The sequence below is a fragment of the Sphaerisporangium sp. B11E5 genome (genome assembly GCF_039871875.1).
Taxonomy (GTDB): Bacteria; Actinomycetota; Actinomycetes; order Streptosporangiales; family Streptosporangiaceae; genus Sphaerisporangium.
Window position 1 is genome coordinate 22,984 of the sequence record NZ_JBDPMD010000009.1, and the last position, 26,512, is coordinate 49,495.

The 26,512-nt window shown below is 71.8% G+C and carries 23 protein-coding genes; 10 read left to right on the plus strand and 13 right to left on the minus strand.

Annotation, left to right across the window (positions count from 1 at the left end):
- Positions 1 to 12 precede the first annotated feature (12 nt).
- The 3 genes from treZ to ABGB17_RS11565 all read left to right on the plus strand — a co-directional run bounded on the left by treZ (position 13) and on the right by ABGB17_RS11565 (position 2,882).
- Positions 13 to 1,761: a malto-oligosyltrehalose trehalohydrolase gene (gene treZ / locus ABGB17_RS11555; protein WP_347628357.1), complete on the plus strand. Its 1,749-nt coding sequence runs from the start codon at positions 13 to 15 to the stop codon at positions 1,759 to 1,761.
- A gap of 24 nt (positions 1,762 to 1,785) precedes the next feature.
- Positions 1,786 to 2,259, plus strand: coding sequence for a MarR family transcriptional regulator (locus ABGB17_RS11560; protein ID WP_347628359.1), 474 nt, complete (start codon positions 1,786 to 1,788; stop codon positions 2,257 to 2,259).
- A 74-nt stretch (positions 2,260 to 2,333) separates the two neighbouring features.
- Complete coding sequence (locus ABGB17_RS11565) at positions 2,334 to 2,882, plus strand: hypothetical protein (RefSeq protein WP_347628361.1); 549 nt, start codon at positions 2,334 to 2,336, stop codon at positions 2,880 to 2,882.
- On the opposite strand, the gene ABGB17_RS11570 is transcribed toward ABGB17_RS11565, so the two are convergent.
- The 4 genes from ABGB17_RS11570 to ABGB17_RS11585 all read right to left on the minus strand — a co-directional run bounded on the left by ABGB17_RS11570 (position 2,870) and on the right by ABGB17_RS11585 (position 6,307).
- Positions 2,870 to 3,811, minus strand: coding sequence for a helix-turn-helix domain-containing protein (locus ABGB17_RS11570; protein ID WP_347628363.1), 942 nt, complete (start codon positions 3,809 to 3,811; stop codon positions 2,870 to 2,872). The two genes, ABGB17_RS11565 and ABGB17_RS11570, sit on opposite strands and share 13 nt — an antisense overlap.
- Positions 3,812 to 3,821: 10 nt before the next feature.
- Positions 3,822 to 4,631 carry an alpha/beta hydrolase gene (locus ABGB17_RS11575; RefSeq protein WP_347628365.1) on the minus strand — a complete coding sequence of 270 codons (810 nt, stop codon included), beginning with the start codon at positions 4,629 to 4,631 and terminating at the stop codon, positions 3,822 to 3,824.
- 67 nt (positions 4,632 to 4,698) lie between these two features.
- Complete coding sequence (locus ABGB17_RS11580; RefSeq protein WP_347628367.1) at positions 4,699 to 5,223, minus strand: sigma-70 family RNA polymerase sigma factor; 525 nt, start codon at positions 5,221 to 5,223, stop codon at positions 4,699 to 4,701.
- Positions 5,224 to 5,347: 124 nt separating this feature from the next.
- Entirely contained in the window at positions 5,348 to 6,307 is a 960-nt protein-coding gene (locus tag ABGB17_RS11585) for a MerR family transcriptional regulator (RefSeq protein ID WP_347628369.1), read from the minus strand.
- 210 nt (positions 6,308 to 6,517) lie between these two features.
- Between ABGB17_RS11585 and ABGB17_RS11590 the strand changes: the two genes are divergently transcribed.
- The 3 genes from ABGB17_RS11590 (at position 6,518) to ABGB17_RS11600 (ending at position 8,542) form a co-directional block, all read left to right on the plus strand.
- Complete coding sequence (locus tag ABGB17_RS11590; protein ID WP_347628371.1) at positions 6,518 to 7,810, plus strand: deoxyribodipyrimidine photo-lyase; 1,293 nt, start codon at positions 6,518 to 6,520, stop codon at positions 7,808 to 7,810.
- Positions 7,807 to 8,103, plus strand: coding sequence for an MTH1187 family thiamine-binding protein (locus ABGB17_RS11595; protein ID WP_347628373.1), 297 nt, complete (start codon positions 7,807 to 7,809; stop codon positions 8,101 to 8,103). The genes ABGB17_RS11590 and ABGB17_RS11595 overlap by 4 nt, the downstream gene beginning before the upstream one ends.
- A gap of 109 nt (positions 8,104 to 8,212) precedes the next feature.
- Positions 8,213 to 8,542 carry a hypothetical protein gene (locus ABGB17_RS11600; RefSeq protein WP_347628375.1) on the plus strand — a complete coding sequence of 110 codons (330 nt, stop codon included), beginning with the start codon at positions 8,213 to 8,215 and terminating at the stop codon, positions 8,540 to 8,542.
- A 45-nt stretch (positions 8,543 to 8,587) separates the two neighbouring features.
- On the opposite strand, the gene pgm is transcribed toward ABGB17_RS11600, so the two are convergent.
- The 6 genes from pgm to ABGB17_RS11630 all read right to left on the minus strand — a co-directional run bounded on the left by pgm (position 8,588) and on the right by ABGB17_RS11630 (position 16,193).
- A complete protein-coding gene (pgm, locus tag ABGB17_RS11605) occupies positions 8,588 to 10,243 on the minus strand; it encodes a phosphoglucomutase (alpha-D-glucose-1,6-bisphosphate-dependent) (protein WP_347628377.1) in 1,656 nt (551 codons plus the stop codon).
- Positions 10,244 to 10,323: 80 nt separating this feature from the next.
- Positions 10,324 to 10,998 (minus strand): uracil-DNA glycosylase, encoded by a 675-nt coding sequence (locus tag ABGB17_RS11610; protein ID WP_347628379.1) that lies wholly within the window; start codon positions 10,996 to 10,998, stop codon positions 10,324 to 10,326.
- A gap of 104 nt (positions 10,999 to 11,102) precedes the next feature.
- On the minus strand, positions 11,103 to 12,002 hold the full coding sequence (locus tag ABGB17_RS11615; RefSeq protein WP_347628381.1) for a carbohydrate ABC transporter permease: 900 nt from the start codon (positions 12,000 to 12,002) through the stop codon (positions 11,103 to 11,105).
- On the minus strand, positions 11,999 to 13,279 hold the full coding sequence (locus tag ABGB17_RS11620; RefSeq protein ID WP_347628687.1) for an ABC transporter permease subunit: 1,281 nt from the start codon (positions 13,277 to 13,279) through the stop codon (positions 11,999 to 12,001). Before ABGB17_RS11620 ends, ABGB17_RS11615 begins: the two co-directional genes overlap by 4 nt.
- 251 nt (positions 13,280 to 13,530) lie before the next feature.
- Positions 13,531 to 14,853, minus strand: a complete 1,323-nt coding sequence (locus ABGB17_RS11625) for an ABC transporter substrate-binding protein (protein ID WP_347628383.1) — start codon at positions 14,851 to 14,853, stop codon at positions 13,531 to 13,533.
- Positions 14,854 to 14,945: 92 nt separating this feature from the next.
- Positions 14,946 to 16,193, minus strand: a complete 1,248-nt coding sequence (locus tag ABGB17_RS11630; protein WP_347628385.1) for an ABC transporter substrate-binding protein — start codon at positions 16,191 to 16,193, stop codon at positions 14,946 to 14,948.
- 140 nt (positions 16,194 to 16,333) lie between these two features.
- Here ABGB17_RS11630 and ABGB17_RS11635 point away from each other — a divergent pair, with 140 nt between their 5' ends.
- The 3 genes from ABGB17_RS11635 to ABGB17_RS11645 all read left to right on the plus strand — a co-directional run bounded on the left by ABGB17_RS11635 (position 16,334) and on the right by ABGB17_RS11645 (position 19,932).
- On the plus strand, positions 16,334 to 16,840 hold the full coding sequence (locus ABGB17_RS11635) for a PadR family transcriptional regulator (protein ID WP_347628387.1): 507 nt from the start codon (positions 16,334 to 16,336) through the stop codon (positions 16,838 to 16,840).
- 74 nt (positions 16,841 to 16,914) lie between these two features.
- On the plus strand, positions 16,915 to 17,664 hold the full coding sequence (locus ABGB17_RS11640) for an ABC transporter ATP-binding protein (RefSeq protein WP_347628389.1): 750 nt from the start codon (positions 16,915 to 16,917) through the stop codon (positions 17,662 to 17,664).
- A gap of 6 nt (positions 17,665 to 17,670) precedes the next feature.
- The gene (locus tag ABGB17_RS11645) at positions 17,671 to 19,932 is read left to right on the plus strand and encodes an FtsX-like permease family protein (RefSeq protein ID WP_347628391.1); all 2,262 of its coding nucleotides are present in this window, start codon (positions 17,671 to 17,673) and stop codon (positions 19,930 to 19,932) included.
- 25 nt (positions 19,933 to 19,957) lie between these two features.
- Here the strand turns inward: ABGB17_RS11645 and treS are convergent, their stop codons facing one another.
- On the minus strand, positions 19,958 to 21,646 hold the full coding sequence (gene treS, locus ABGB17_RS11650) for a maltose alpha-D-glucosyltransferase (RefSeq protein WP_347628393.1): 1,689 nt from the start codon (positions 21,644 to 21,646) through the stop codon (positions 19,958 to 19,960).
- 295 nt (positions 21,647 to 21,941) lie between these two features.
- A complete protein-coding gene (locus ABGB17_RS11655; RefSeq protein ID WP_347628395.1) occupies positions 21,942 to 23,717 on the minus strand; it encodes an asparagine synthetase B family protein in 1,776 nt (591 codons plus the stop codon).
- 113 nt (positions 23,718 to 23,830) lie between these two features.
- Between ABGB17_RS11655 and ABGB17_RS11660 the strand changes: the two genes are divergently transcribed.
- Positions 23,831 to 25,780 carry a hypothetical protein gene (locus ABGB17_RS11660; protein WP_347628398.1) on the plus strand — a complete coding sequence of 650 codons (1,950 nt, stop codon included), beginning with the start codon at positions 23,831 to 23,833 and terminating at the stop codon, positions 25,778 to 25,780.
- Here the strand turns inward: ABGB17_RS11660 and ABGB17_RS11665 are convergent.
- A complete protein-coding gene (locus tag ABGB17_RS11665; protein ID WP_347628400.1) occupies positions 25,773 to 26,477 on the minus strand; it encodes an SDR family oxidoreductase in 705 nt (234 codons plus the stop codon). The genes ABGB17_RS11660 and ABGB17_RS11665 overlap by 8 nt on opposite strands.
- Positions 26,478 to 26,512: the final 35 nt, after the last annotated feature.

Sequence of the window (26,512 nt, forward strand, 5' to 3'; positions counted from 1 at the left end):
ACTGGGAGAGACATGTTCGAGGTCTGGGCACCGTCCGCCACCCGCGTCGAGGTAGAGATCGACGCGGCCCACCGCCACGAGATGACCCGCGGGTCCGGCGGCTGGTGGACGGCCGAGGTCCCCGGCGCCGGTCACGGCACCGACTACACCTTCCGCCTCGACGGCGGCGACCCGCTGCCCGACCCCCGCACCCGATGGCAGCCGCTCGGCGTCTTCGGCCCCAGCCGGGTCTACGACCACGCCCGCTTCGAGTGGACCGACCAGTCCTGGCACGGCCGCACCCTGCCCGGGTCGATCATCTACGAGCTGCACGTGGGCACCTTCACCACCGACGGCACCTTCGACGCCGCCGTGGAGCGCCTGGACCACCTAGTGGACCTCGGCGTCGACTTCGTGGAGCTGCTTCCCGTCCCGCCGGTCCCCGGCCGCCACAACTGGGGCTACGACGGTGTGGACCTGTACGCCGTCCACGAGCAGTACGGCGGCCCCGACGGCCTGAAGCGCTTCGTGAACGCCTGCCACCTGGCGGGCCTCGGTGTCATCCTCGACGTCGTCCACAACCACCTCGGCCCCTCGGGGAACTTCCTCGCCCCGTTCGGCCCGTACTTCCACGAGTCCGCGTCCTCCTTCTGGGGGCAGGCCGTCAACCTCGACGGCCGGGACTCCGACGAGGTCCGCCGCTACTTCATCGGCAACGCCCTGCACTGGCTGCGCGACTACCACGTGGACGGCCTCCGCCTGGACGCCGTCCACGCGTTGCACGACAACCGGGCCGTCCACTTCCTTGAGGAACTGGCCGTGGAGACGGAGGCCCTCTCCGCCGCCCTCGGCCGCCCCCTGACGCTGATCGCCGAGTCCGACCTCAACGACCCCCGCCTGGTCACCCCCCGTGAGGCGGGCGGCTACGGCCTGCACGCCGTCTGGGACGACGACGTCCACCACGCGCTCCACGCCGCCCTCACCGGCGAACGCCACGGCTACTACTGCGACTTCGGCTCCATGGACGTCCTCGCGAAGGTCCTCACCCGCGCCTACCTCCACGACGGCACCTACTCGACCTTCCGCGCGAGAACCCACGGCCGCCCCGTGGACCGCCGCACCACCCCCGGCCACCGCTTCGTCGTCGCCCTCCAGAACCACGACCAGATCGGCAACCGCGCGAGAGGCGACCGTCTCCCTGCGGAAGCCCTGAGAATCGGCGCCGCCCTGCTGCTGACCTCCCCCTACACCCCCATGCTCTTCATGGGCGAGGAATGGGGCGCCACCACCCCCTTCCTCTTCTTCACCGACCACACAGAACCCCACCTCGCCACCGGGGAAGCCGAACGCAGGGAACGGGAGTTCGTCGGCTTCGGCTACGAGGACTGGCTCGGCACCGCCCCCGACCCCCAGTCCGAGAAGACCTTCCAGATGTCCAAACTCAACTGGCGAGAGCTCACCACCCCCGACCACGCCGACCTGCTGTCCTGGTACCGAGCCCTGATATCCCTCCGCAAGTCCCACCCCGCCCTGACCGACCCCCGCCTGGACCAGGTCTCCGCGACCTACGACGACGACGCCAACTGGCTGACCCTGACCCGTCCCCCTTTCCAGATCACCGCCAACCTCTCGGACACCCCCGTGACCCTGGACGTCCCCGACTCGGCCCTCCTCCTCACGTCCAACCCCAAGACCAGCCTGGTGAAGACCTCCCTGACGCTCCCCGCCAGGTCCGTGGCCATCCTCCAGACCGATCCTCAGCCTCCCGGTACCGGGAGATGACAACCAAGGTGTCATGATTGGAGGGTGAGTGATTCCGGGGGCGGCCTGCCGTACGAAGACCTGACCGATCGCCTCACCGAGGTGTTCGACCTGGTGGGGCCGCTGTACCGTCGTTCGTACCGCAAGGTCGAGCAGGACGCCCCGATCGAGGGCCTGTCGATCGGGATCCGCGCCATCCTCAACATGCTGCGCGAGCACGGCCCCATGACCGTCCCCCAGATGGGACGCGCGCAGGCGCTGAGCCGTCAGTTCGTCCAGCGCATGACCAACGACGCGACCGAACGCGGGCTGGTGGAGTCCGTACCCAACCCCGCCCACAAGAGATCACCGCTCATCCGCCTGACCCAGGAGGGCCGCACCGCCATCTCCGCCGTCCTCGCCCGCGAACACACGACCCTGCGCCCCGTCGCCGACGACCTGACCGGCGCGGAGGTCGACGCCTGTCTCCGCGTCCTCTCCCGCCTTCTCGTACTCCTCGACGACGTGGACGTGGACTGAGCCGGCGTCGCCGCCCGCCATCACCTCAGGCGGTTGGGCTGCCCCAGGATGAGGCCTTGTGGTGGGATGTGTGCGTGCAGATGGCGCGCGTGCGGCAGTTGGTGGGCGAGATGCTGATCTGGTGTCTCGTCGTCCTTGTGGGCAGTGGGGCGTTCCTGGCGTACCACTACACGCCGAGCGGTCGCATGGTGAATTACGGCGGGTCCTACCCGCCGCTCGGCGATGTTCCGATCAGCGGCGCCTATGACTCCATCCTGAGGTTGAGCGTGGACGTGCCGGGCGGCGTGATCGTCCGGGAGCTCCACTACAACGCGTCGATCCTTTTCGCCCTGGGAATCGTCGTCTGGATCCTGCTCGGCCGTTACCGGCACGGTCTCATCGCCCTGGGCCTCGCGGCACTGGGGACGCTCGCGGGCTTCGGCGCCGTGGACGACCTGCTGAGCGGAACCCCGCTCGGCGAGGTGCCCGTCGTCGTCTGGTACGGCACGCATCTCCTGGTGGCGCTCGCCCTCGGCGCCGTCCTGGTGATCTCCTCGTACCGCGAGGCCAAGGAACAGCCGAGGACACTCGCTTTCATCACCCTGAGCGCCGCCCTGACGGCCCTGGTCCTCTACTGGGCCTGAACCGGGCGCGGGTGACCCGCCGCGCGGGCGGCCGGCTGACGCGGCAGGAGCACAGGGGTGCGGGCCCGCGACGACTCCGGCCACGCGACGTCGTCGATCGCGAGCCACGGCTCGGCGGCCACGGCCGTGGGAGTGAGCCCGGCGAACGTCTTGACCTCGCGGTGCAGGTGGGACTGGTCGGCGTAGCCGCTCTCGGTGGCGACGCCGGCCACGGGGTGACCCGCCGCGAGGAGGTGGGCGGCGTGGTCGAAGCGCACCAGCCCCGCGGCGCGTTTGGGCGTGATGCCGACCTGCGACCGGAAGCGGGACCACAGTCGCTTGCGGCTCCAGCCGACCTCGTCCGCCAGGCCGTCGACCCGCACCCGTCCCCGGCCGGCGAACGTCCGCCGCCAGGTGTGGGCGACCTCCGGATCGACCGGCCGGCCGGCGTCCAGCCGCCGCCCGAGGATCTCCACCGCGATCGTGAACCGCTCGTCCCAGGAGGCGGCGGCGCGCAGCCTGTCCTCGGCGCGCTCCGCGTCGCGGCCCCAGACGTCGTCCAGGGACACCACCGTCCCCGTGAGCTCCGCCGGCGCACCGAGCACCGCGGCCGCCAGGACCGGCTCCAGCCGGATCTGCAGGCACTCGCCGGCTCCCCGGCCGGTCACGCGGAGATCGCCGGGAAGGAGCCCGGCGACGACACTGCCGCGCTCGTGCCGCCTGTGGGCGCCGTGGACGGCGAGTTTCCCCTCACTCAGATCGACGATCACGGAGATCGAGGGGTGCGCGACCATGTTGATGTCCAGGATCGAGGCGGCACGATGGCGGAACCCGGCCATGCTGACCCCCGGCAGCCGGTGTGACGGGCGCGGGACCGCGATGTCGACGTCCGACCATGACCATCCGGGCGAAGTACCGGTCTGCGGCACGTGGACCAGTCTAGGCGTCACGATCGTGGGGTCAGCGGCCCGTCGCCGTGAAGCCCAGCAGCAGATCGCTTGTCGTCTCCGGCGCCTCCATCATGGGGACGTGCCCGACCCCGGGCAGCAGCTCGACCCGCGCGTCCGGCACCGCCTCGTAGTCGTGCGCCGACGACGGCTTCCACCGGGGGTCGGCCGCACCGAAGATCACCAGCAGCGGGACCCGGAGCCCGGCGAGGCGCTCGGGGACGCTCCGATCCGCGATGTACGCGCCGTTGTGACGCAGCACCGACCTGAGCGTGCGGTACGTGATGCGCCGTAGCCCGGCGATCACGTCGTCGGGGATGTCCACGGGGCGGACGCATGTCGCGCTTATCCCCTTGCGGAGCATCGCGTCCGAACGCCTCGGCCACAGAAGCGGCCCGAGCGGCGGGGCCAGCAGCACGCGGAGCAGCACCGGCTCCGGGAACAACGCGCGGGGACTCGGCCCCGTGCTGATCAGCGTGAGCGATCGCACCAGGTCGGGCCGTTGTTCGGCGAGAGCGGTGGCGACGTAGCCCCCGCTGGAGTGCGCCCCCACCGCGACGGCCCGGAGCCCGAGCCCGTCGAGCACCGCCGCCACCCGGTTCGCCTGCGCGGGCACGTCGTACGACGGCGCCGGCGGTGACTGGCCACACCCCGGCAGATCGACCCGGATGACGTGATGGTGCCCGGCGAGCGCCGGCACCACCGGTGCCCAGAACCCGCTGGAGGCCCCAGACCCGTGAATGAGCAACAACGGCGGCGCCTCCCGCGCGCCGTCGTGGACCACATGCATCCCGAGCGGGCGCGCGACGTCGTAATCATGCATGCGGCCGATCGTGCACGGGCGGGGGAGCATCCGTCTTGGACGAATGTCGCCGTGGGACACGAGGCGCTCAGGCGGCGGAGCGGGTGAGCAGGGCCGAGAGGCGGTGGAGGCCTCGGGAGGTTCTGGCTTTGACGGTGCCCAGCGGGACGTTGAGGTGGGCGGCTATCTCTCGTTGGGTCAGGTCGGCGTAGTAGGCGAGCTCGATGGCCTGCCGCTGGGGGGCGGGCAGGACGGCCAGGGCGCGGGTCAGCTGGTCGCGGCGGCTCAGGGTTTCGGCGGTGTCGCGGCCGTCGGTGTCGGTGGGGTCGGTCACCGCGTCCAGGGGGACCGTGGTGAGGGTGCGCGTTCGCAGGTGGTCGATGGCGCGTTTCCTGGTGATGCCGAGGAGCCAGGCTTCGAGGCTTCTCGTCGGGTCGTAGCGGTGGGCGGAGCGCCAGACCTCTGAGAAGACGATCTGGCGGACGTCCTCGATGTCCTGCGGCGGGATGAGCTTCCTCAGGTAGCCGCTGACCAGGGCGGCGTGGGTCCGGTAGCACTCGGCGAGCGCGTCGTCGTCACCTCGGGCCAGGCGGTGTTCGAGTGTCTCGGGCATGCCTTTTCCCTCGCGTCACAAACTTACTCAAAACCTATTCATAGTCGAGAGGGGGCACAGCGCGCAACCAACCCAGCACAAAGCCGAGGCCACGGGCGTGCCGTGGCCTCGGGCGGGGTCGCTGTCAGGCGAGGGTGGCGTGGATCTTCGTCACGGCGTCGGCGAGGGAGTCGGCGTGGAGGACTCCAGGCGGGAGGGACCTCAGGTGCCAGCCGGGGCCGCCGGTGATGATCCGGGTGGGGGGACGCAGGGTGGGAAGGGCGGCCAGGGGGGCGGGGTCGCCGGTGGAGGACTGCTGCGACCAGATGAAGACGGTGGCGGGGGCGAGGCGGCGGACGGCGGCGGACAGGGAGCCGTAGGGGGTACGGGGGCCGAGGAGGCGGGTCTCCAGGTGGAGGCCGGTGGTGAGGGTGGCCGCCAGCGCGTAGCTGGGGAGGGTGTGTTGTTCCTCCTCGGCGCAGGCCAGCAGGACGATGCGGGGATGGGCGGGGGCGGCGGGGCGGCCGGTGAGCGGCGTCAGGGCGGCCAGGAGGCGTTCGGAGAAGAGATGCTCGACCTCGATGCCGGCGCCGGTGGACTCCTGGCGGCGGACGATCGCGGCGAAGGCGGGGCGGACGAGGTGGTCCCAGGTCCAGGGGACGCCGTGGGAGGTGAGGGCCGCGTCCAGGATGTGGCTGATCGTGGCGGCGTCCATGTTCAGGACCGCCCGGGTGAGCGTCGTGACCGTGGCCGGCCGGGGCCGGAAGGGGGCACCCGGGAGGCCCACGGTGATGGGGGCGGTGGAGGGGGGCGCGGCGGCGTGGAGGGCGGCCTGGGCGGCTTCGGCGGGGGGGAGGCCGGCCTTGATGAGGCGGCTCATCTCCTCCAGGCGGCGCAGGTCGGCCGGGTCGTAACGGCGGTGGCCACCGGGGCTGCGGTGGCTCGGCCCGATGCCGTAGCGGAGGTTCCAGGTCCGGAGGGTGGGGGCGGGCACCCCCAGCCGGCGGGCCACCGCGCCGATGCCGTAGCTCGGGCCGCCGGGGCCGTGGCCGGAGTCGCCGTCCGGTTGGTCACCGGGGGACGGCTCATCTCTGTGATCGCTCATCTGCACCCGCGCCTTGGTCGTGCTGTGCCGCCGGAGTAAACCTTGCCAGGCGAAGACCGGTGCTCGGGCCCGGTCCGGGCGGCCCGAGGTCTCCTTCTCGTCACTTCGGGTGAAGTACGGCGGGCGGACGCAGTCCGTGGGCGGGGATCACCCGTGGGCCGCCGGAGGGCGGTGTGCAACCGGGAAGGTGGGGGGTGCGAAAAAGGAGATGTGGAGACGGTCATCGTGGTGTTCAACCGGGACCTCCGGGTGCACGATCACCCGGCGCTGGCGGAGGCGTGCGCGCGGGCCCGGTGGGTGGTGCCCATGTTCGTCGTGGACCCGGGGATACGGGCGGGGGCACGGGCCGGGTTCCTGGCGGAGGCGCTGGAGGATCTGCGGGGGGTGTTGCGGGATCTCGGGGGAGACCTGGTCGTGCGGGAGGGGGACCCGGTCGCCGAGGTCATGCGGGTGGCGGAGGCGGTGCGGGCGGAAGCCGTCTGGGTCAGCGGGGACGTCACGCCTTATGGGCGCAGGAGGGAACGGCGGCTGGCTGAGGCGTGTGCGGGGCGGCGGATGGGGTTCCGGGCGTTCCCGGGGGTGACGGTGGTGCCGGCGGGGGAGCTGCGGCCGGCGTTCGGTGATCACTACCGGGTGTTCACGCCGTACTGGCGGGCCTGGTCGGCGCATCGGCGGCGGGAGGTGCTGGGGGCGCCTCGGGAGGTCCGGCTGCCGGACGGGGTGCCGGCGGGGGAGGTGCGCGGGCTGCGGCGGTCGGGGTACGGGAATCTGCGTGGTGGGGAGACGGTGGGACGGCGGCGGCTGGAGTTGTGGCTGAAGTTGTGCCTCGCCGATTACGACGAGGGGCATGACGACCTGTCCGAGGACCGCACGTCGATGCTCAGCCCCTACCTGCACTTCGGGTGCGTGTCGCCCGGCGAGGTGGTGGCGCAGGCCGAGGGGCGGCCGGGGGCCGAGGGGTTCGTCAGGCAGGTGTGCTGGCGGGACTTCCATCACCAGGTGGCGTTCGCGTTCCCGGAGCTGGCGCGGCGGGACTACCGGGCGCGGGACGTCGAGTGGGTGGACGACCCGGAGGCGGTGGAGGCCTGGAAGGAGGGCATGACGGGGATCCCGGTCGTGGACGCGGGGATGCGGCAACTGCGCACGGAGGGGTGGATGCACAACCGGGCGCGGCTGATCGTGGGGTCGTACCTGACCAAGCGGCTGAGGGTGCACTGGCAGGTGGGCGGGCGGCATTTCATGGACCTGCTGCTGGACGCGGACTTCGCCAACAACTGGGGCAACTGGCAGTGGGTCGCGGGCACCGGGAACGACACGCGGCCGAACCGGGTGCTCAACCCGGTGCGGCAGGCACGGAAGCTGGACCCGGACGGGGAGTACGTCAGAAGGTACGTGCCCGAGCTGGCCGGCGTGCCGGCGTCGCTGATCCACGAGCCGTGGAAGGCGAGCCCACCCATCCCGCGTTATCCGGCTCCGCTCGGCCCCGCGACAATAGGCGCATGATCGTAGCGTTCTCTGTGACCCCGCTCGGCACCGGCGTGGACGTGGCCGAGCCGGTGGCCCGTGCCGTCAAGGTGGTGCGCGACAGCGGCCTGCCGAACCGCACCGACGCGATGTTCACCACCGTCGAGGGCGAGTGGGACGAGGTGATGGACGTCGTCAGACGCGCCGTCGAGGCGGTGGCCGAGGTCGCCCCCCGGGTGAGCCTGGTGCTCAAGGCCGACGTACGGCCCGGAGTGACCGATGCCATGACGTCCAAGGTGGAGTCGCTGGAACGCCACCTGAGCCCTGAGTGACCCCACGAGCCCTCTGCTGTCATCTTCCGGACATATCCGTGATGTCCCCCTGGCTGCCGGGCAGGGCATCGCGACGACCGGAGAACCGATCAGCAGAGAGGAACGTGTCATGCGAGCATCCATCGGCCGCAAGGCCGTGCTGACAGCACTGGGAGCGACGCTGGTGGGCGCGCTGTTACCCGGCGCCGCCTCGCCGGCCGGCGCCGCCGCCTGGAACTGCCGCAAGGTCATCGCGAACGACGTGCGCTGGTTCGCCTACTCCACGGGAACCACGACCAACCCGCCGCACTCGCTGCCCTACGGCAGGCACTTCAAGAGCTTCGGCGTGTCCAACGGCCGATACAGCGCCCAGATCATCTACCCGTACGCGGCCGCCGGCTGGGTGACCGCCGACAGCCAGTGGGTGACCCAGGTGCCCGACTACGAGTGCAACTGGTGATCGCGCGGTGAGCGCCGTCCCGGGCGCCGCGTGGCGTCCGGGACCTCAGCCCAGTGTGGCGGACACCAGTGCCCGGGCCTCCTCCTGGACGCGGGACAGGTGGTCCGGGCCCTGGAAGGACTCGGCGTAGATCTTGTACACGTCCTCGGTGCCGGACGGGCGGGCGGCGAACCACGCGCTGCCGGTGCTGACCTTGATGCCGCCGAGGGCCGCGTCGTTGCCGGGGGCCGCCACCTGGATGGCGGTGATCGGCTCGCCGGCCAGGGAGCCGGCGGTCACGTCGTCGGGGGACAGGCGTCCGAGGGCCGCTTTCTGCTCGCGGGTGGCGGGCGCGTCCACGCGGGCGTACGCCGGGTCGCCGAAGCGGGAGGTCAGGTCGCGGTACAGCTCGGACGGCGTGGAGCCGGTCACGGCGATGATCTCGGAGGCCAGCAGGGCGAGGACGATGCCGTCCTTGTCGGTGGTCCACACCGAGCCGTCGCGGCGCAGGAAGGACGCGCCCGCGCTCTCCTCGCCGCCGAAGCCGAGCGAGCCGTCCAGCAAGCCGGGGACGAACCACTTGAAGCCGACCGGCACCTCGTACAGCTCCCGCCCGAGGTCGGCGGCCACCCGGTCGATCATCGAACTGCTCACCATGGTCTTGCCGACCCGGGCGCCCTCGGGCCACCCGGGGCGGTGCGACCACAGGTAGGAGATCGCCACGGCGAGGTAGTGGTTGGGGTTCATCAGCCCGCCGTCCGGCGTGACGATGCCGTGCCGGTCGGCGTCCGCGTCGTTGCCGGTGGCCACCTGGTACGCCGAGCGGTTCGCGATCAGGGACGCCATCGCGTACGGCGACGAGCAGTCCATGCGGATCTTGCCGTCCCAGTCGAGCGTCATGAACCGCCACGTCGGGTCCACCGCGGGGTTCACCACGGTGAGGTCGAGCCGGTGCCGCTCCGCGATGGCGCCCCAGTACGCCACACTGGCGCCGCCGAGCGGGTCGGCGCCGATGCGCACCCCGGCGTCCCTGACGGCGTCCAGGTCGAGCACCGACGGCAGGTCGTCCACATAGTGCGAGAGGAAGTCGTGCCGCCCGGTGGTCTCCGCCCCGAGCGCCCGCCGGTACGGGACGCGCCGGACCTCCTTGAGGCCCTCGGCGATCAGCGTGTTGGCGCGGTCCTGGATCCACGAGGTGGCGCCGGTCTCCGCGGGGCCGCCGTTCGGCGGGTTGTACTTGTACCCGCCGTCCCCGGGCGGGTTGTGCGACGGCGTGATCACGATGCCGTCCGCCAGACCCGTGGTGCGCCCCCGGTTGTAGGTGAGGATGGCGTGCGACACCGCGGGCGTCGGCGTGTAGCCGTCGGAGGAGTCGATCAGCACCGTCACCCCGTTGGCCGCCAGCACCTCCAGGGCGGTGACCCGCGCGGGCTCGGACAGCGCGTGGGTGTCAAGGCCGAGGAACAGCGGCCCGTCCACCCCCTGCCGCGCGCGGTACTCGCAGATGGCCTGGCTGGTGGCGAGGATGTGGTCCTCGTTGAAGGCCGTGTTGACCGACGACCCCCGGTGGCCGGAGGTGCCGAACGCGACCCGCTCGCCGGGCACCCCGGGGTCGGGGTGCAACGCGTAGTACGCCGTCACGAGACGGGGGACGTCCACCAGGTCGGATGACTGCGCCGGCGTGCCGGCACGCTCGTGGGCCACGATGAACTCCTCGTTCACACATCTTCCGGTCCAGCGGGCACTACCCGGCGGTCACCGCATCATACGGATGATAAAGGCGACCGCCGGGACGCGGCTCGTCAGGGTAGCTTCCACTCCACCGGCGCGGCACCCTGCTTCTCCAGCAACACGTTGGCCCTGCTGAACGGCCGGCTGCCGAAGAACCCGCTGCGCGCCGCCATCGGCGACGGGTGCGCCGACTCCACGCACGGCACGGGCCCGAGCATCGGCCGCAGCGACCGGGCGTCCTTGCCCCACAGGATGGCGACCAGCGGGGTGCCGCGGGCGACCAGCGCGTGGATGGCCTGCTCGGTGACCTCTTCCCAGCCCTTGCCCCGGTGGGACGCGGGCTTGCCGGGCGCGACGGTCAGCACGCGGTTGAGCAGCAGCACGCCCTGCTCGGCCCACGGCGTGAGGTCGCCGCTGGACGGCATGGGCAGGCCGAGGTCGTCGACGTACTCCTTGAAGATGTTGACCAGACTGGCGGGCGGCCGCACGCCCGGCGCGACGGAGAAGCTGAGCCCGATCGCGTGGCCCGGCGTGGGGTAGGGGTCCTGCCCGACGATGAGCACCCGCACCTGGTCGAACGGCTGCTGGAAGGCCCGCAGCACGTTCTCTCCCGCCGGCAGGTAGCGCCTGCCCTCGGCGATCTCCTGACGCAGGAAGTCGCCGAGCGCGCTGATGCGCCCGGCGACGGGTTCCAGGGCGGTGGCCCACCCCGGTTCGACTACTTCGTGTAATGGACGTCCGGTCATGCCGGGATCTTAGCCGCGTGGTCCGACAGCCGAGCCCGAACCGCACAGCCCGGGGGACACGGGTGCCCACCTGCCCCCGCGAGGCGGGCACCCGGTGTGAAGTGCTACTTCACCGAGCCCGCGAGCAGACCCTGGACGAAGTAGCGCTGGAAGGCGAAGAACAGGACCAACGGGATGATCAGTGACAGGAACGCGCCCGGCGCGAGGATGTCGACGTTGGTCCCGAACTGCCGCATCTGGGACTGCAGTGCCTTGGTCATCGGCTGCGCGCCGCTGTCCGCGAACACCAGGGCCACCAGAAGGTCGTTCCACACCCACAGGAACTGGAAGATCCCGAGCGAGGCGATCGCCGGCTTGGCCAGCGGGAACACCACCGTCGCGAAGATCTTCCACTCGCTCGCGCCGTCCATGCGCGCCGCTTCGAGCAGCTCCCTGGGGATGCCGGCGAAGAAGTTGCGCAGCAGGAAGATGGCGAACGGCAACCCGAACGCCACGTGGAACAGCACCACGCCGGGGATGGAGCCGAAGATCCCGAGGGTGCCGTACAGCTTGGCGATGGGGATGAGCGCGATCTGGATCGGCACCACCAGCAGCGCCACCACGACCAGGAACAGCGCGTCCCGCCCGGGGAACTCCATCCAGGCGAACGCGTACCCCGCCATGGCGGCGATGCCGATGACCAGGACGGTCGACGGCACCGTGATCGCCACGGTGTTCCAGAACGACGCGGTGAAGCCGGTGGCGAGGATGTTGGCGTAGTTCTCCAGCGTGAGCTGCGCGGGCCGCGTGAGCGCCGTCCACCACCCGGTGGAGTTGTTGTCGGCGTCCGCGCGCAGCGACACGACGAGCAGCCCGAGCGTCGGGACCAGCCAGAACAGGGCCAGCACGATCAGCACGACCTGCACGATGCCGCCGCCGAGCCTGTCCACGACCCTGGACAGCGCCCCGCGCCGCACCGCGCCGGCGGTGCCCGGCTCGGGCCGGGAGACGGTCAGCGTCGTCATGTCTGCTCCCTACGGAACCGCCGGATGTTGAGGACCATGAACGGCAGCACCAGGACGAGCAGGAAGATCGCAAGAGCGCTGCCCAGCCCCTGGTTCCCGCCGCCGCCGAACGAGACCCGCCACATCTCCAGCGCGATGACGTTGGCGTTCGGCTGCACCGAGCCGGGCGCGATGACGAAGACCAGGTCGAACACCTTGAGCGTGTTGATGATCATCGTCACGAGCACGACCAGCAGCACCGGGGACAGCAGCGGGATGGTGATCCGCCGGAACACCTGCCACTCGGTGGCGCCGTCGATGCGCGCGGCCTCCAGCGCGTCACGCGGGATGGCCGACAGGCCCGCCGCGATCAGCACCATGGCGAAACCGGCCCACACCCAGATGAACGCCCCGATGATGGCGGGCGTGATCAGCGCCGGGCCGAGCCAGGTGACCCCGTTGAACGGCGCGGCGAAGTTGGACGACGGCAGCCGCAGCTCGTACGCGCCCGCCGGCAGCCCCGTGAAGCGGAACGTGCCGTCCGGCGCGGTCTCGGCGGTGGCGCGCACGCTGCCGCCGGACACCGCCTCCACGGTGACGCCGGGCATGCCCTTCTCGTTCGCGTCCATCTCGTTGACGGTGCCGCCGCCCGGCACGAAGTCCAGCCACACCGTGCCGGTCAGCTCACCGGGTCTGGCGTCCGCGGGCCTCGCCGCCGCCGCGTCGCCGGGGAGGGCGTCCGGGCGCAGGCCGACCAGCGGGATGTTCACCGACTGGCCGACCGACGCGGGCTGCCGGGTGACCACCGCGCCCGCCTTCACGGCGGCCGGGGCGGCGTCGTTCTCGCGCGGCCGGGCGCCGGGGTAGCCGCTGCTCGGCAGGAACACGTCGTGCACCGAGGTGATGACGGCGTTGGCCACGCCCTTGTCGGGGTCCTGCTCGTACACCAGCCGGAAGATGACGCCGGAGGCGAGCAGCGACACCGCCATGGGCATGAAGACGATCAGCTTGAACGCCGACGCCCAGCGGATGCGCTCGGTCAGCACGGCGAACAGCAGGCCGAGCGCCGTCACGAGGCTGGGGGCCACCACGACCCAGATCAGGTTGTTCCTGATCGTGGTGAGCATGCCGGAGTCGGTGAAGATCGAACCGTAGTTGCGCAGCCCGACGAAGGTGCCGCCGTTGGCGTCGTACAGGCTGCGGAAGATCGAGTAGATGATGGGGTACACCACCCAGGCGCCCAGAAGGACGAACGCCGGGAGCAGGAAGAACAGGGCGATCTTGGGCGAGGGCCCCAGATTGCCTGAGCGTCCGTACCCGCGCGCCGGGGCGCCGGGCGTGCCGGCGTCCGCGGCCTCGGCGGCGGTGAGGGTGCCGCTCGCCGTGGCGGTTCCGCCGGGCGCGGCGGTCTCAGTGGCGGGGGAGTCGCCGGCGCGGGTGTCCCCCGCTGTCGCGGGGACGTCTGGTCCGGGGGAGGCCCCGCGGGCGACGTCGTCGTCGCCGCGCGGAGCCTGCGGGCCGTCAAACCGATCGGTCACGGCCGTCGCACCTACTTTTCCCAGGCCTTGGCCGCGTCGGCCTCGAGCTTCTGCTGGGCGCCCTTGACGTCCGCGGGCTTGCGCAGGAAGTCCTGGAGCTGCTTCCACTCGCCCTTGCCGTCGGTGCCGCCGAACGCGCTCGGCGCCAGGTCCGACATGTCGTACCGGACGGCCTCACCCGCGGAGATGATGGTCTGCGCGAGCTGCTTGGTCAGCGGGTCGGGGTAGTTGTCCGGCGAGACGTTGCGGTTCGGCGACAGGTAGCCGGGGAGCTTCGCCCACACCGAGCCGCCCTCGGCGGAAGCGAGGTACTCCAGCAGCGCCATCGCGCCGGGGGTGTCCTTCAGCGCCACCGCGACGTCGCCGCCGAGCACGACCGGCTCGGTGTCGCCGGCCTTCGGGAACGGCATGACCTTGGCGTCCTCGCCGACCTTGGCGCCGGACTGCCCGACCGACGCGGCCACGAAGTCGGCCTCGATCACCATGGCGGCCTTCTTCTGGCCGTACACCTGGGTGACGCAGGTCGGGAAGTCGGTCTGCAGGGCGCCGGAGGAGCCGCCCAGCATGTACTCGCTCTTGCCGAAGATCTGCGCCATCTTCTCCAGTGCCGTCGCCACCGACGGGTCGGTCCACGGGATCTCGTGCTTGGACAGCTTGTCGTAGTTCTCCGGGCCCGCGGTGGAGAGGTAGATGTTCTCGAACAGGTCGGTGAGCGTCCAGCCGGAGGCGCCGCACAGCGCGAACGGCGCGGTGCCGGAGTCGGCCAGCGTCTGCGCCGTCTTGCCGATCAGCTCGTCCCAGGTGGTGGCCGGCTGGGCGCCCGCGTCCTCGAAGGCGGGGGCGCGGTACCAGATCAGCGACTTGTGTGCGGCCTTCACCAGCACGCCGTACACCTGGCCGTCGGCCGAGCCGAGTTCCTTCCAGTACGGCGTGTAGTTCTGGTCGATCTGCGCCTGCACCTGCGACGACAGCGGCTTGAGTGCCTTCTGGTCGGCGTACTGCTGGACCAGGCCCGGCTGCGGGAGGACCGCGACGTCCGGCGGGTTGCCGCCCTCGATGCGCGGGCCGAGGTACGCGCCGGTGTCCTCGCCGGTCGAGGCGTAGGTGACCTTGGCGCCGGTCTTCTCCGTGAACGCGGCGAGGACCTTCTCGAAGTTCGCCTGCTCGTCGCCCGTCCACTTGGCGGCGATCTCGACGGTGGTGCCCTCCAGCGGCTTGGCCGCGGGAGCGCTGGCGCTGGCGGACGGGTCGGTGCCGGCCGGCTCTCCGCCGCCGCAGGCCGCGGCGGCGAGCATGAGCCCGGCGGCCACCACGGCCGTCGTCCTTGCACGCATAGTCATACCTCCTGGTGAAGGCCCCGAAATAGCGATATGGAAACTGGGATGGAAAATGATGGGGATGAGAGACGGGGGGTCGCCCCGACGATCTATGGGGTGCGAATGATCTCGCCGAGTTGCCGCCTCAGGTCGGCGACGGTCTCGTCCGCCGGTTTCCTGAGGTTGAGCGCGTCGGAGACGGCGCTCGATATCACCAGGCTCACCTGGTCGTATTTCGCCGTGGCGGGTCGTTGCCTGGCGGACATGATGCTCTGCTTGAGCACCGGCAGATACGGATAACGCTTGATGAGCGCGGGGTCGTCGTACAGCTCCGACCACACCGGCGGGAACGAGCCCTCGGTGAGGACGCGCCGCTCGTTGTCCAGCCCGGTGAAGTAGCGGATGAACTCCAGGGCCGACTTCTGGCGCTTGGAGTACGCGCTGATGGCGAGGTTGTTGCCGCCCAGCGTGCTGGAGCCGGGCCCGTCGAGCCCGGGCAGGCGCGTGACCGCGAACTTCCCGCCGATGGGCGATCGGGTCGCGGGCCCGTAGGCGTGGGGCCAGTTGCGGGCGAACAGCAGCTCGCCGCGCTGGAAGGCCAGCCGGGACTCCTCCTCCTTGAAGGAGAGGGCGTCCTGCGGGATCCAGCCCTCGCGCACCCCGCCGGCCAGGAAGTCCAGGCCGGTCCTGGCCTTGTCCAGGTCGAGGGTGACCTTGGTGCCGTCGGGGCTGAGGATCTGGCCGCCGGCCGACTGCACGGCCTCGGCGAAGTTGACGGTCAGGCCCTCGTACGGCAGGAACTGGCCGGCGTACCCGCCGAGCTTGTACTTCTTCCCGAGACGCGTGGCCTGCTCACGCAGCTCGGCCCAGGTCGTGGGCGGCTGGAGGTGCTCGCGGTCCAGGATGTCCTTGCGGTAGTAGAGCAGCCCCGCGTTGCTGGTGTACGGCACCGCGTACAGCTTGTCGCGGTACACGGCGGTGTCGACCACCGGCGCGAGGAACTTCCCGAGCGGGAACATGCTGCGGTCCAGCGGGACGATCCACCCGGCGTCGGCGAACTCGGCGGTCCACACGACGTCCAGGCCGAGGATGTCGTACCGGTCGCTGCGGGCCTGGAGGTTGGCGACCATCTGGGCGCGCTGCTCGTCGGCGGCTTCCGGGAGCTCCAGCAGGGTGACCCGCTGGTCGGGGTGGCTCTCGTTCCACCGGTCGATGAGCGGCTGGATGTACCCGGTGGTGTCGCGCCCCGAGGCGAACGTCATCGGCCCGGTGCCGTCGCCCGCGCCGGCGGCCGGGTCACGCTCGCCGAGCCCCGCGCATCCGCCGAGCAGCACCGCCGCCAGCAGAAGGGGGGCCATGAGGCGCACGTGTCCTCCAGGTTTTTCTTGGGTTACATGCGTGTTATGTAGGTGCATGCATGTTATGCATAGCGATAATGTGGCCGTCAACGGATGGTCACGTAACACTCAGGTAACGTGAAGCCAGAGGGAGGTGGGGCGTGCGGCTTCCGCTGCTGGCGCTCCTGGCCAAAGAACCTGCCCATGGCTATGAGCTGAAACAAGCGCTTGAGCAAATATTCGGTAACGCCTACCCCTCGCCGAACATCGGGCAGATCTACGTCACCCTGGGCCGCCTGGAGAAGGACGGCCTGGTGCGCGGCGTGGACGTCGAGCAGTCCAACCGCCCGAACAAGAAGGTCTACTACTGCACCGCCCTCGGTCGCGAGGCGCTCGACGAGTGGGCCGACTCGCCCACCGAGGGCCCGCGGGTGCGCGACGAGTTCTTCATGAAGCTCGTGCTCGCCCCCATGACCGGCATCGCCGACCGCATGGCGCTCATCAACAGGCAGCGCCGACACTACCTCGGCCTCATGCGGGATCTGGTAGAACTCGCCGAGAGCACCGACCAGGACAACCGCCCTGCGCAGCTCCTCATCGAGGGGGCCATGCTGCACCTGCAGGCCGACCTGGACTGGCTGGAGCGCTGCCAGGAGGAGCTGGCCTGACGAAAGACGCGCCGGGCGTCCGGCGCGGGAGGGAGCGGCGTGCGAGCGATCATCCGGACCGCGGGGCGGGCGCGGTGAGCGCGGCGGCGCCGGCGGTGCGCGCGGTGAACCTGGTGAAGATCTACCAGACGGGCGGGCTGCCCGTGCCCGCCGTGCGCGGGGTGGACCTCACCGTCGAGGCCGGGGAGTTCGTGGCGATCATGGGTCCTTCCGGGTCCGGCAAGTCCACGCTCGTGCACATGCTCGGCGGCCTGGACACCCGCACCAGCGGCGAGATCTGGATCGAGGGCACCCGCGCCGACACCCTCTCGGAGAGCGGCTGGGCGCTGCTGCGCCGCCGCAACATCGGCTTCGTGTTCCAGTTCTTCAACCTCGTCGACAACATGACGGTCGCCGACAACGTCGAGCTGCCCGCCCTGCTCGGCGGCTCCGCCCCGAGGCACGCCCGCGAGCGCCGCGAGTACCTTCTCGGCGAGCTCGGCCTGACCGGCAAGGCCGACGCCGCGCCCGCCCAGCTCTCCGGCGGCGAACAGCAGCGGGTCGCCCTGGCCCGCGCGCTCGCCAACCACCCCCGCGTGCTGCTGGCCGACGAGCCCACCGGCAACCTCGACAGCCGCAACACCCGCGACGTGCTGCGCCTGCTCGGCGAGGTGCACCGGCAGGGCCAGACCATCGTGCTCGTCACCCACGACGCCCGGGTGGCGGGGCTCGCCGACCGCGTGGTCACCCTGCTTGACGGCCAGATCGTGGACGACGGCGCCGTCGGCCTGCCCAGGCGCCGCACCAAGGGCGGCCCCGGCGACGTGGTCGAGCTGCGGGGCTGAGCCGGGATGAACGCCGCCGAGGTGCGCTGGCTGCGTGCCGACCTGCGGGCGAGACGCGCACAGGCGCTGCTCACCGTGCTCGCGGTCGCCGGCATCGTCACGGCCCTCATCACCGCCGCCACCCTGCTTGAGGACGGCACCAACCCCTGGCGCGGCCTGTTCGCCCGGGGCAACGGCGCGCACGTCTGGATCCACACCAAGGACACCCCCGACCCGGCCGTGCTGCGCGGGCTGGACGGCGTCACCGACATCGCCGGGCCGTACCGCAGCGCCCCCGCCACCCTCGTGCTCGACGGCAAGAAGATCCCGGTCACGTTGCGCGAGATGTCCGCCACGCTCCCCGCCGTGGGCCGTCCCCTGGTGCGCGAGGGGGCCTGGCTGGACCCGCGCGTGCCGTCCGGCGTGGTGGTCGAGCGCTCCTACGCCCGCACCCTCGGCCTGCGCGCCGGCACCGCGTTCACCGTCATCGGGCTGAACGGCGCCACCCACGCGCTGAAGGTCGCGGGGCTCGCCGAGAGCGGCGACCAGGGTTTCTACCCCGAGTGGACGCCGGGTCTGGCCTGGACGCTCGCCGGCACGCTGGACCAGATCGAGCCGAAGCTCGGCCGCAGCGAGTCGGTCACCGGGCTGCGGCTCGCCGACTCCGGCGACACCTCGCTGGTCGTGCAGCGGGCCATCACCACGCTCGGCGGCCAGGTGCAGCGGGTGTCCACCTGGCGCGAGGTCGAGCAGTCCATGGAGCTGGACAACCGGCTGCTCGGCGTGCTGCTCGCGTTGTTCGGCGCGGCCGGGCTGGTCGCCGCGGTGCTCGCCATCGCCAACGCCACCGGCGGGCGGGTGCTGACCCAGCGGCGCGACATCGCCACCCTCAAGTCACTGGGGTTCACCCGGCGCCAGGTGGTGCGCATGCTGGTCATCGAGCACGGCTCCCTGGGGCTCGCCGGCATCGTCGTCGGCGTGCTGTGCGGCCGGCTCATCACGGTGTACGCGCTCGCGGAGACCGTGGTGGTGCCGCTGTCGTCCCTGCCGCTGCTCGCCATCGCGCTCGGCACGGCCGCGGTGGTGCTGGTCGCGGTGTGGCTGCCCGCCTGGCGCGGCGGGCGCACCCCGCCGCTGCCCGCGGTGCCCGCCCCGCCGCGCGGCCACCTGTCGCGGGTGGCGCGGCTGGCGTTCCTGGTGCGGCTGCCGCCCGCGCTGGTGCTCGGCGCCCGCGACGCCTTCACCCGGCGGTTGCCCGCGTTCCTGACGGCGTTCGGTCTCGCCATCCCGATGATGATGATCACCATCGGGCTCGGGTACTGGGCCACGCTCGACGACTTCCGCAGCCACCCCGAGCAGGTGGGCCAGGCGGCGGCGCTCACCGTGCGGCCCGCCAGCCTGACCTCGGAGGAGGCGCAGCGGCTCGCGCTGGCCGACCCCGACGTGGTGGCCGCCTTCCCCGGCGCCGAGGTGGACGCGCTGGTGCCCGGGCAGACCCGCACCGTGCGGGCCCGCGCGTACGGCACGGTCAGCGACCCGTACCCGTTCACGGTGGTGGACGGGCGGCTGTTCCGCGACCGGGGCGAGGCGGTGGCCGGGCAGGGGCTGCTCGACCTGCTGCACGTGAGCGTCGGCGACCGCGTGCGGCTCACCATCGGCGGCACGCCGCTGATCGTGCGCATCGTGGGGCGGGTGCTGGAGCCCGAGCAGGACGGCGAGGTGCTCTCGGTGCCGCTGGACGCGCTGGCGCCCAAGGACGCGCTGCCGCCGCAGTACTACGGGCTGGTGCTGCGCGAGGGGGCCGACGCCGGGGCGGTGCGGTCCCGGCTGCAGGGGGAGGGACTCGAGGTGTCGCAGGTCGTCAACCCGGCCGACCGGCTGGCGGTGATCCGGGTGATCATCGTGGGGCTGGTGGTGGTGCTGGCGCTGATCGGCCTGGCCAACCTGCTGACCGCGAGCGCGGTCGGGCTGCGTGACCACGCCCAGGACCTCGCGGTGCTCAAGGCCATGGGGCTGACCCCCCGGCAGGTCGCGGCCACGCTGGTCACCGGCACCGGCCTGCTCGTGGTGCTCGGCGTGGCCGCCGGGGCGGGCGCCGGGGCGCTGGTGTCGGCGGGCCTCATCGACCTCCAGGGAGCGGCGAGCGGCATGGGCGCCGGCATCGGACGCGCCCCCGGCCCCGCCACGCTGTTGCTCGCCATGGCCACGGCCGTCGGAGCGGCGCTGCTGGTCGCTCTCATCCCGGCCCGCCGCGCCGCACGGGCCCGGGTGCCGGTGGCCCCGCGCTGAGTCCCGCGCGGGGCCGTGCGCCGGTCTAGCGCCTGGTGAGGGAGAACCAGTAGAAGCCGTGGCCCGGCAGGGTGAGCAGGTACGGCAGTTCGCCGATGGGCGGGAACGGGACGTCGCCGCGGCACTCCACCGGGACCAGGCCCATGAAGCGGCGCAGGTCCAGCTCCACCGGCTGCGGGTGGCGGGAGAGGTTGTTGACGCACAACATCACGTCGTCCCCCTCCTCGCGCAGGAACGCCAGTACGCGGAGGTTGGGCGACCACAGCTCGGTGTAGGCGCCGGTGCCGAACACCGGGTGCCGGCGCCGCACGGCCAGCATGTTGCGGGTGAAGTGCAGCAGGGACGAGCCGTTCTTGGTCTGCGCCTCGACGTTGACCGCCTGGAAGCCGTAGATCGGGTCCATCACCGCGGGCAGGTACAGGCGGCCCGGGTCGGCGCTGGAGAACCCGGCGTTGCGGTCGGGCGTCCACTGCATGGGGGTGCGCACCGAGTCGCGGTCCTCCAGCCAGATGTTGTCCCCCATGCCGATCTCGTCGCCGTAGTACATGACCGGCGACCCCGGCATGGACAGCAGCAGCGCGGTGAACAGCTCGATCTGGTCGCGGTCGTTCTCCAGCAGCGGGGCGAGGCGGCGCCGGATGCCGAGGTAGGCCCGCATGCGCGGGTCCTTGGCGTACTCGGCGTGCATGTAGTCCCGCTCCTCCTCGGTGACGGTCTCCAGCGTGAGCTCGTCGTGGTTGCGCAGGAAGATGCCCCACTGCGCCGTCTCGGGGATCTTCGGGGTGCGGGACATGATCTCGGAGATGGGCTCGCGGGACTCGCGGCGCACCGCCATGAACATGCGCGGCATCAGCGGGAAGTGGAACGCCATGTGGCACTCGTCGCCGCCGGTGGTGGGGTCGCCGAAGTACTCGGTGACGTCCTCGGGCCAGCCGTTCGCCTCGGCGAGCAGCACCCGGTCGGGGTAGAGGCGGTCCACCTCGGCCCGCACCCGCTTGAGGTAGGCGTGCGTCTCCGGCAGGCCCGAGCAGGCGGTGCCCTCGCGCTCGAACAGGTAGGGCACCGCGTCGAGACGGAAGCCGTCGATGCCGAGGTCCAGCCAGAAGCGCAGCACCTCCAGCATGGCGTCCTGCACGGCCGGGTTGTCGTAGTTGAGGTCAGGCTGGTGGTGGAAGAACCGGTGCCAGTAGTACTGGCCGCGCACCGGGTCGTACGTCCAGTTGGACTCCTCGGCGCCGACGAAGATGATCGGCGCGTCCGGGTAGCCCTTGGGGTCGTCCGCCCAGACGTAGAAGTCGCCGTACGGTCCGGTGGGGTCGTGGCGGGACGCCTGGAACCACGGGTGCCGGTCGCTGGTGTGGTTCATCACCAGGTCGGTGATGATGCGCAGGCCCCGCTTGTGGGCCTCCTCGATCAGCTCCACGAAGTCGGCGAGGTTGCCGAACTCCTGGAGGATCTTCATGTAGTCCGAGATGTCGTACCCGCCGTCCTTGAGCGGGCTCTCGTACAAAGGCAGCAGCCACAGGCAGTCCACGCCGAGCCACTGCAGGTAGTCCAGCTTGTCGATGAGGCCGCGCAGGTCGCCGGTGCCGTCACCGTTGGAGTCGCGGAAGCCGCGGACCAGCACCTCGTAGAAGACGGCTCGCTTGTACCACTGCGGGTCACTGGACACGAAGTCCTCGGAGACGTTTTCCGGGCAGGGGGAAGCACTCATAGGTATCGCTCACAAGGGGGTAGGGCGGTACGAAAGGGCTCGCGCCGCCGGTGCCCTCATCCCTGAGGCTCCCGCCCGCCGCCGTTACCGGTGGGTGAACCGGTGCCCGCGTATTACGGCGCTGTTTCGCGGAACACTAGCAGGCGATTAGGGCCCCTTACACACGATCAATCAGTGTCACTCAGCGTGGTTTCCACGTAATCGAGCGCACTCCCTCGAATGCCTGCGTAATAGCCCCGGCACTGAGCGTGTCTTACCTGTTCAACCTACGGATTCCGCGGGGAATCGTGGTGATTCATCCGGTCTCGGCCCACGGTGGGGTGAGATCGCCAAGGACGTCCGCATAATCGGTCAGCCAGGAACCGAAAAGTACCAGTCCGCGGAGCCAAAACCTAGAGTTCCATGACCCGAACGCCGCCAGCGCGTCCGGGCCGCCCGCCACGACCTCGCGCATCGGGCCCGACAGCAGGCCGGGGACCTGCGCCGCCCTGGCCAGCATGCGGTGGTTCCACTCACGGGCCGCCGGGCCGCCGGAACGCAGCGGCACCCGGCGGTGCGGCAGGGCGCCGTTGGTGGACGGCAGCGCGGCGACCCTGGGGTTCGCGGCACGCAGGATCTCGCGGTAGAACCGGCCGCCCTCCTTGCGCTCGACCGGGACCGACAGGGCCGCGTCGAAGAACTCCGGGTGCAGGAACGGGAACACGGGGGTCGCCTCGGGGCCCACCAGGTTCACCGGGGAGCGTGCGATGCCGCGGGCCGTGCGGGTGTGCAGCACGCTCAGCGGCAGCTCGGCGCGGTGGCCGCGCAGCATCGAGGTGGCCTGGGTGAACGCCTCGGTGACGCGGTCGTCCACGAACGCCGCCGCCTGCTCCGACAGCGGCGGCAGGTGCGGCTCGCCGAGCGCCAGGGCGGCCAGCAGCGCGTCCCTGCGGCCCTGCGTGGTGCCCGCGCCCACGGCGTCCGCGGTGATCAGGAAGTTCTTCATCAGCGGGCCGCCCGCCAGGCCGTCCACCACGGCGCGGCCGGCCGTGTGCACCTCGCGGGCGAACGGCGAGTACCAGGCGTGGTGGCTGGTGAGGTATTCGAGGCGGCGCGCCGCCCAGCGGGCCTCATCGGGGTAGGCGACCGGGTCCTGCGGCACGATGCGGTGCGGGATGCCCAGCTCGCGGGTGATGTAGCGGGCGAAGTCCAGGTCGTTGTCCAGGCCGTCGTCCGGGCTGGTCGTCCACGACTCGACGTTCATGCGGCGCGCCACGGCCACCGAGGCGAGCAGCCGCGAGTCGTACCCGCCGCTCACCGGCACGAGCAGCGGGCGGTCGTCGTACGGCTTCAGCGCCTCGTGCAGCAGGGACACCATGTCGGCGCCGGTGACGCCGCGGTCGAACGGCTCGTGGCGCACCCAGCGGGGGGCGCGCTTCTCCACGGTGATCCGCCGCGCCGCGCGGGACCAGATCAGCGCGGACGAGCCGGGCAGGCGCCGCACCGCGCGGTACGGGGTGGCGTCCAGCAGGGGGTAGGTGAGTTTGAGGATGGCGGCCCAGGCGTCCCAGTCGACCTCGTACGGCTCCGGGGCGAGGGCCAGCAGCGGCTCGATGGCACCGGCGAAGTAGACCGCGTCGCCCTCGGTCAGGTGGTAGACGTCGATCAGGCCGAACGCGCCGGCGTGCAGCACGACGGCGTCGTCCTGGTCGATCAGGCCGGGGGTCTCCCAGCGCTCGCCGACCTCGTGCCAGGGGGCGGGGGCGTCCGGGCGGCGCTCGGCCCAGGCGAACGCCACGGGTCCCGGCTGAGCCCCCGGGACGCCGCTCTTGGGGGAGCCGTTGACCGAGCCGCTCTCACCGAGGCCGTGGGTGGAGCCGCCCTCGTGGTTAGGCGCGGCGTGCCGCGGGGCCGCGCCCGCGTACGGCTGCAGGGCCGTGGAGGTGTACAGCGCGGCGTCCGTCCGGCGGTACGCCTCGCGTACCGCGGGCCCGGCCGCGCGCAGGCGGTCGAGGCGGGCGGGATCGTAGGCGCCGATCGCGCCGCAGACGTACGGGCGTGCCGCGTACCGCGGCCACTTCCCCTCGCGCACTGGTCGTCTCCCCTCGGCGAACACCTGCCGAGTGTACGGACTTGTGGCGGTTAGAGATGGTCAGCGGGGATCTGGGATTATTCTTGCTCGACATGTCGGGACTTGGTGGTGGCATGAGCGAAGAGCTGGAGAGCACCCGCGAGGCGCTCCGCGCGGCGGTCGCCGCGGCATCGGGCGCGGCGGAGCTCGCCCGTCTGCTGGCCGATTACCAGGAACGGCTCGCCCGGGCCGCCGAGGCGGAGGCCGAGGCCGTCACCCGGGCGCGTGAGGCCGAGGCGCGGCTGCGGACGGTGGAGAAGCAGGTGGCGCGGCTCGCCAAGCAGCTCGCCGAGCAGCGGTACCAGACGGCGGTCGCGCAGTGGCGGCTGGACTCGGTGCAGGGCAGCAAGTGGTCCAAGCTCGGCGACGCCATCCATACGAAGAACCCCACCGAGGTGGCCCGCACCCTGCGGGCGCCGGCCCGCAAGCCGTCCGCCCCGAAGCGGTCCGACTTCGACCCCGCGCCGCCCGCCGCCGAGCCCGAGCCGGTCGCGCCCGTGGTGGCCGACACCGCCGGTCCCGCGCTGTCCACGCCGCTCACCGAGGGCTTCGTCGTGCCGAAGGGCCCGCTGGCCCGGCCGTACCTCACGGTGGCCGCGATCGTGGACCGCCGGTCGGAGGCGTTGTTCCGGTACGAGTGGCGCCAGGTCACCAACTTCGGGCCGGACAACTGGCGGCAGATGCTGGACGAGCACCGTCCCCACCTGCTGTTCGTGGAGTCCGTCCAGGCCGGCCCGTTGCAGGGCAACGGCGGCAGGTGGCTGGAGGAGCTGGCCGGCCGGGAGCGCGGCCTGCGCGACCTGATCGAGGAGTGCGGCCGCCGCGGCATCCGCACCGTCTTCTGGCACTCCGGCGGCCCGGTGTCCGCCGCCGTGCCCATGGCCTCGTACTTCGACCACGTGCTGGTCACCTCCGAGCCCCGCGTCCGCGAATGGCGCGCCGCCCTGCGCCACGACCGCGTGGCCGTCCTGCCGCACGCCGTCCAGCCCCGTGTCCACAACCCCGTCGCCGCGGCGGGCTCCCGCACCGGCGTGGGCCTTCTCGGCGCCCCGCTCACCGGCGAGCCCGGCCCGGGGCAGCACCCCCTGATCGGCGGCAAGGCCACCTACGACGACATCCTCACGGCCTATCGCTCGGTGGCCCTCGCCGTGGCGGGTCCCGGCACCGACGCCCGCACCCTCATGGAGGTGGCCGCCTGCGCCACTCCGCTGACCGTGGTGCCCACCCCCGTGCCCGCGGACGACCCCGCCCTGGCCGTGGCCCCCGAGGCCGCGGCCGAGGCCCACCGCGCCTGGCGCGCCTGCGTCCCTGTGACGCCGCTGCTCGACCCGATCCTCGACTGGATCGGGCTGCCGTCCGTGCGCAACGACGCGGCCGTCACCGCCGTCGCCGCCGTCCACGGCCAGGGGGAGCTCGACGGGCTCCTCGCCGCGCTCCGCGCACAACACCTGCCGCCGGGCCAGCTCGTCGTGGTCGCCGAGGCCCTGGACGCCTCCGTCGTGGAGAAGGCGGCCCGTGCCGTCCACCGGGGCGAACTGGTGGTGCGCGAGGCGGGCGGGCCGCTGACCCGTGGCGCCGCGCTGGACCGCGCCCTGCGCCTGGCCGACGGGGACCTGGTGGCCGTCCTCGACCCCCGTGACGTGTACGGCGGGCACTACCTGGCCGACCTGCTCCGCCACGTCGCCGCCGTGGACGCCGACATCATCGGCAAGGCCTCCTACTACGTCCACGTCCCCGAGACCGGCGCCACCCTCCTGCGCCAGCCCCAGGCCGCCCACCGCCACCTCCCCGAGGTGACCGGCCCCACCGTCCTCGCCCGCCGCCCCGCCCTTCTCACCCTGGGCATCGCCGACCTGTCGGACGACTGGGACGAGACCCTGATGCGCCAGTGCCGCGCCGACGGCATCCGCGTCTACTCCACCGACCCCTACTCCTACGTCCAGCGCCGCCCCGCCACCCGGTCCCTGCTCACCTCCGCGGACCTGCGCGGCTACGTCCCCGCGGAGCCGCTGGCCCTCATCTGAGCGCCGGGCCGTAGAACCGGCTCGGGTCGTCGGCCAGGGTCGCCTTGATCATGGCGCTCCAGTCGTCCACGAGCACTTCGAGTGCCCCCGCCTCGACACCGTCGAGCGCGGCCCGCGCGACGGCGGCCGGGTCGATCTTGTCCCCGTCGTATAGCCTGCTCATGTCGGTGTCCGCCGCGCCGAGGTGCACCCCCGTCACCTGCGTGCCCTGCCCCGCGAGCTCGATGCGCGCCCCGTTGGTGAGGCTCCACGCCGCCGCCTTGGCCGCCGCGTAGGCGTTGGCGCCGTCATAGGAGAACCACGACAGAGCCGACAGGATGTTCACGATCGCCCCGCCGCCGTTGGCCTTGAGAACGGGCGCGAACGCCCGGACCATGCTCAGCGTGCCGTAGAAGTGCGTGTCCATCTCCAGCCTGATCCGTCCGAGGTCCCCCGAGACGAGGTTCGCCCCGGTGCTGACCCCCGCGTTGTTGACCACCAGCGTCACGTCGCCCGCTGCGGCCGCCGCCGCGGCCACCGATCCCGGATCGGTGATGTCCAGCCGCACCGCCTCCACCCCGGGAACGTCCACCCGCCGAGGGTCCCGCGCCGCCGCGTACACCTTGGCCGCCCCCCGCTCCAGGAGCTGCGCGGCCAGATGCCGCCCGATCCCGCGATTGGCACCGGTGACGAGCGCGACCGAATTGACGATCTTCATGTTCCGAAACCTCCGTAGACCCGTGGTGACCTGCC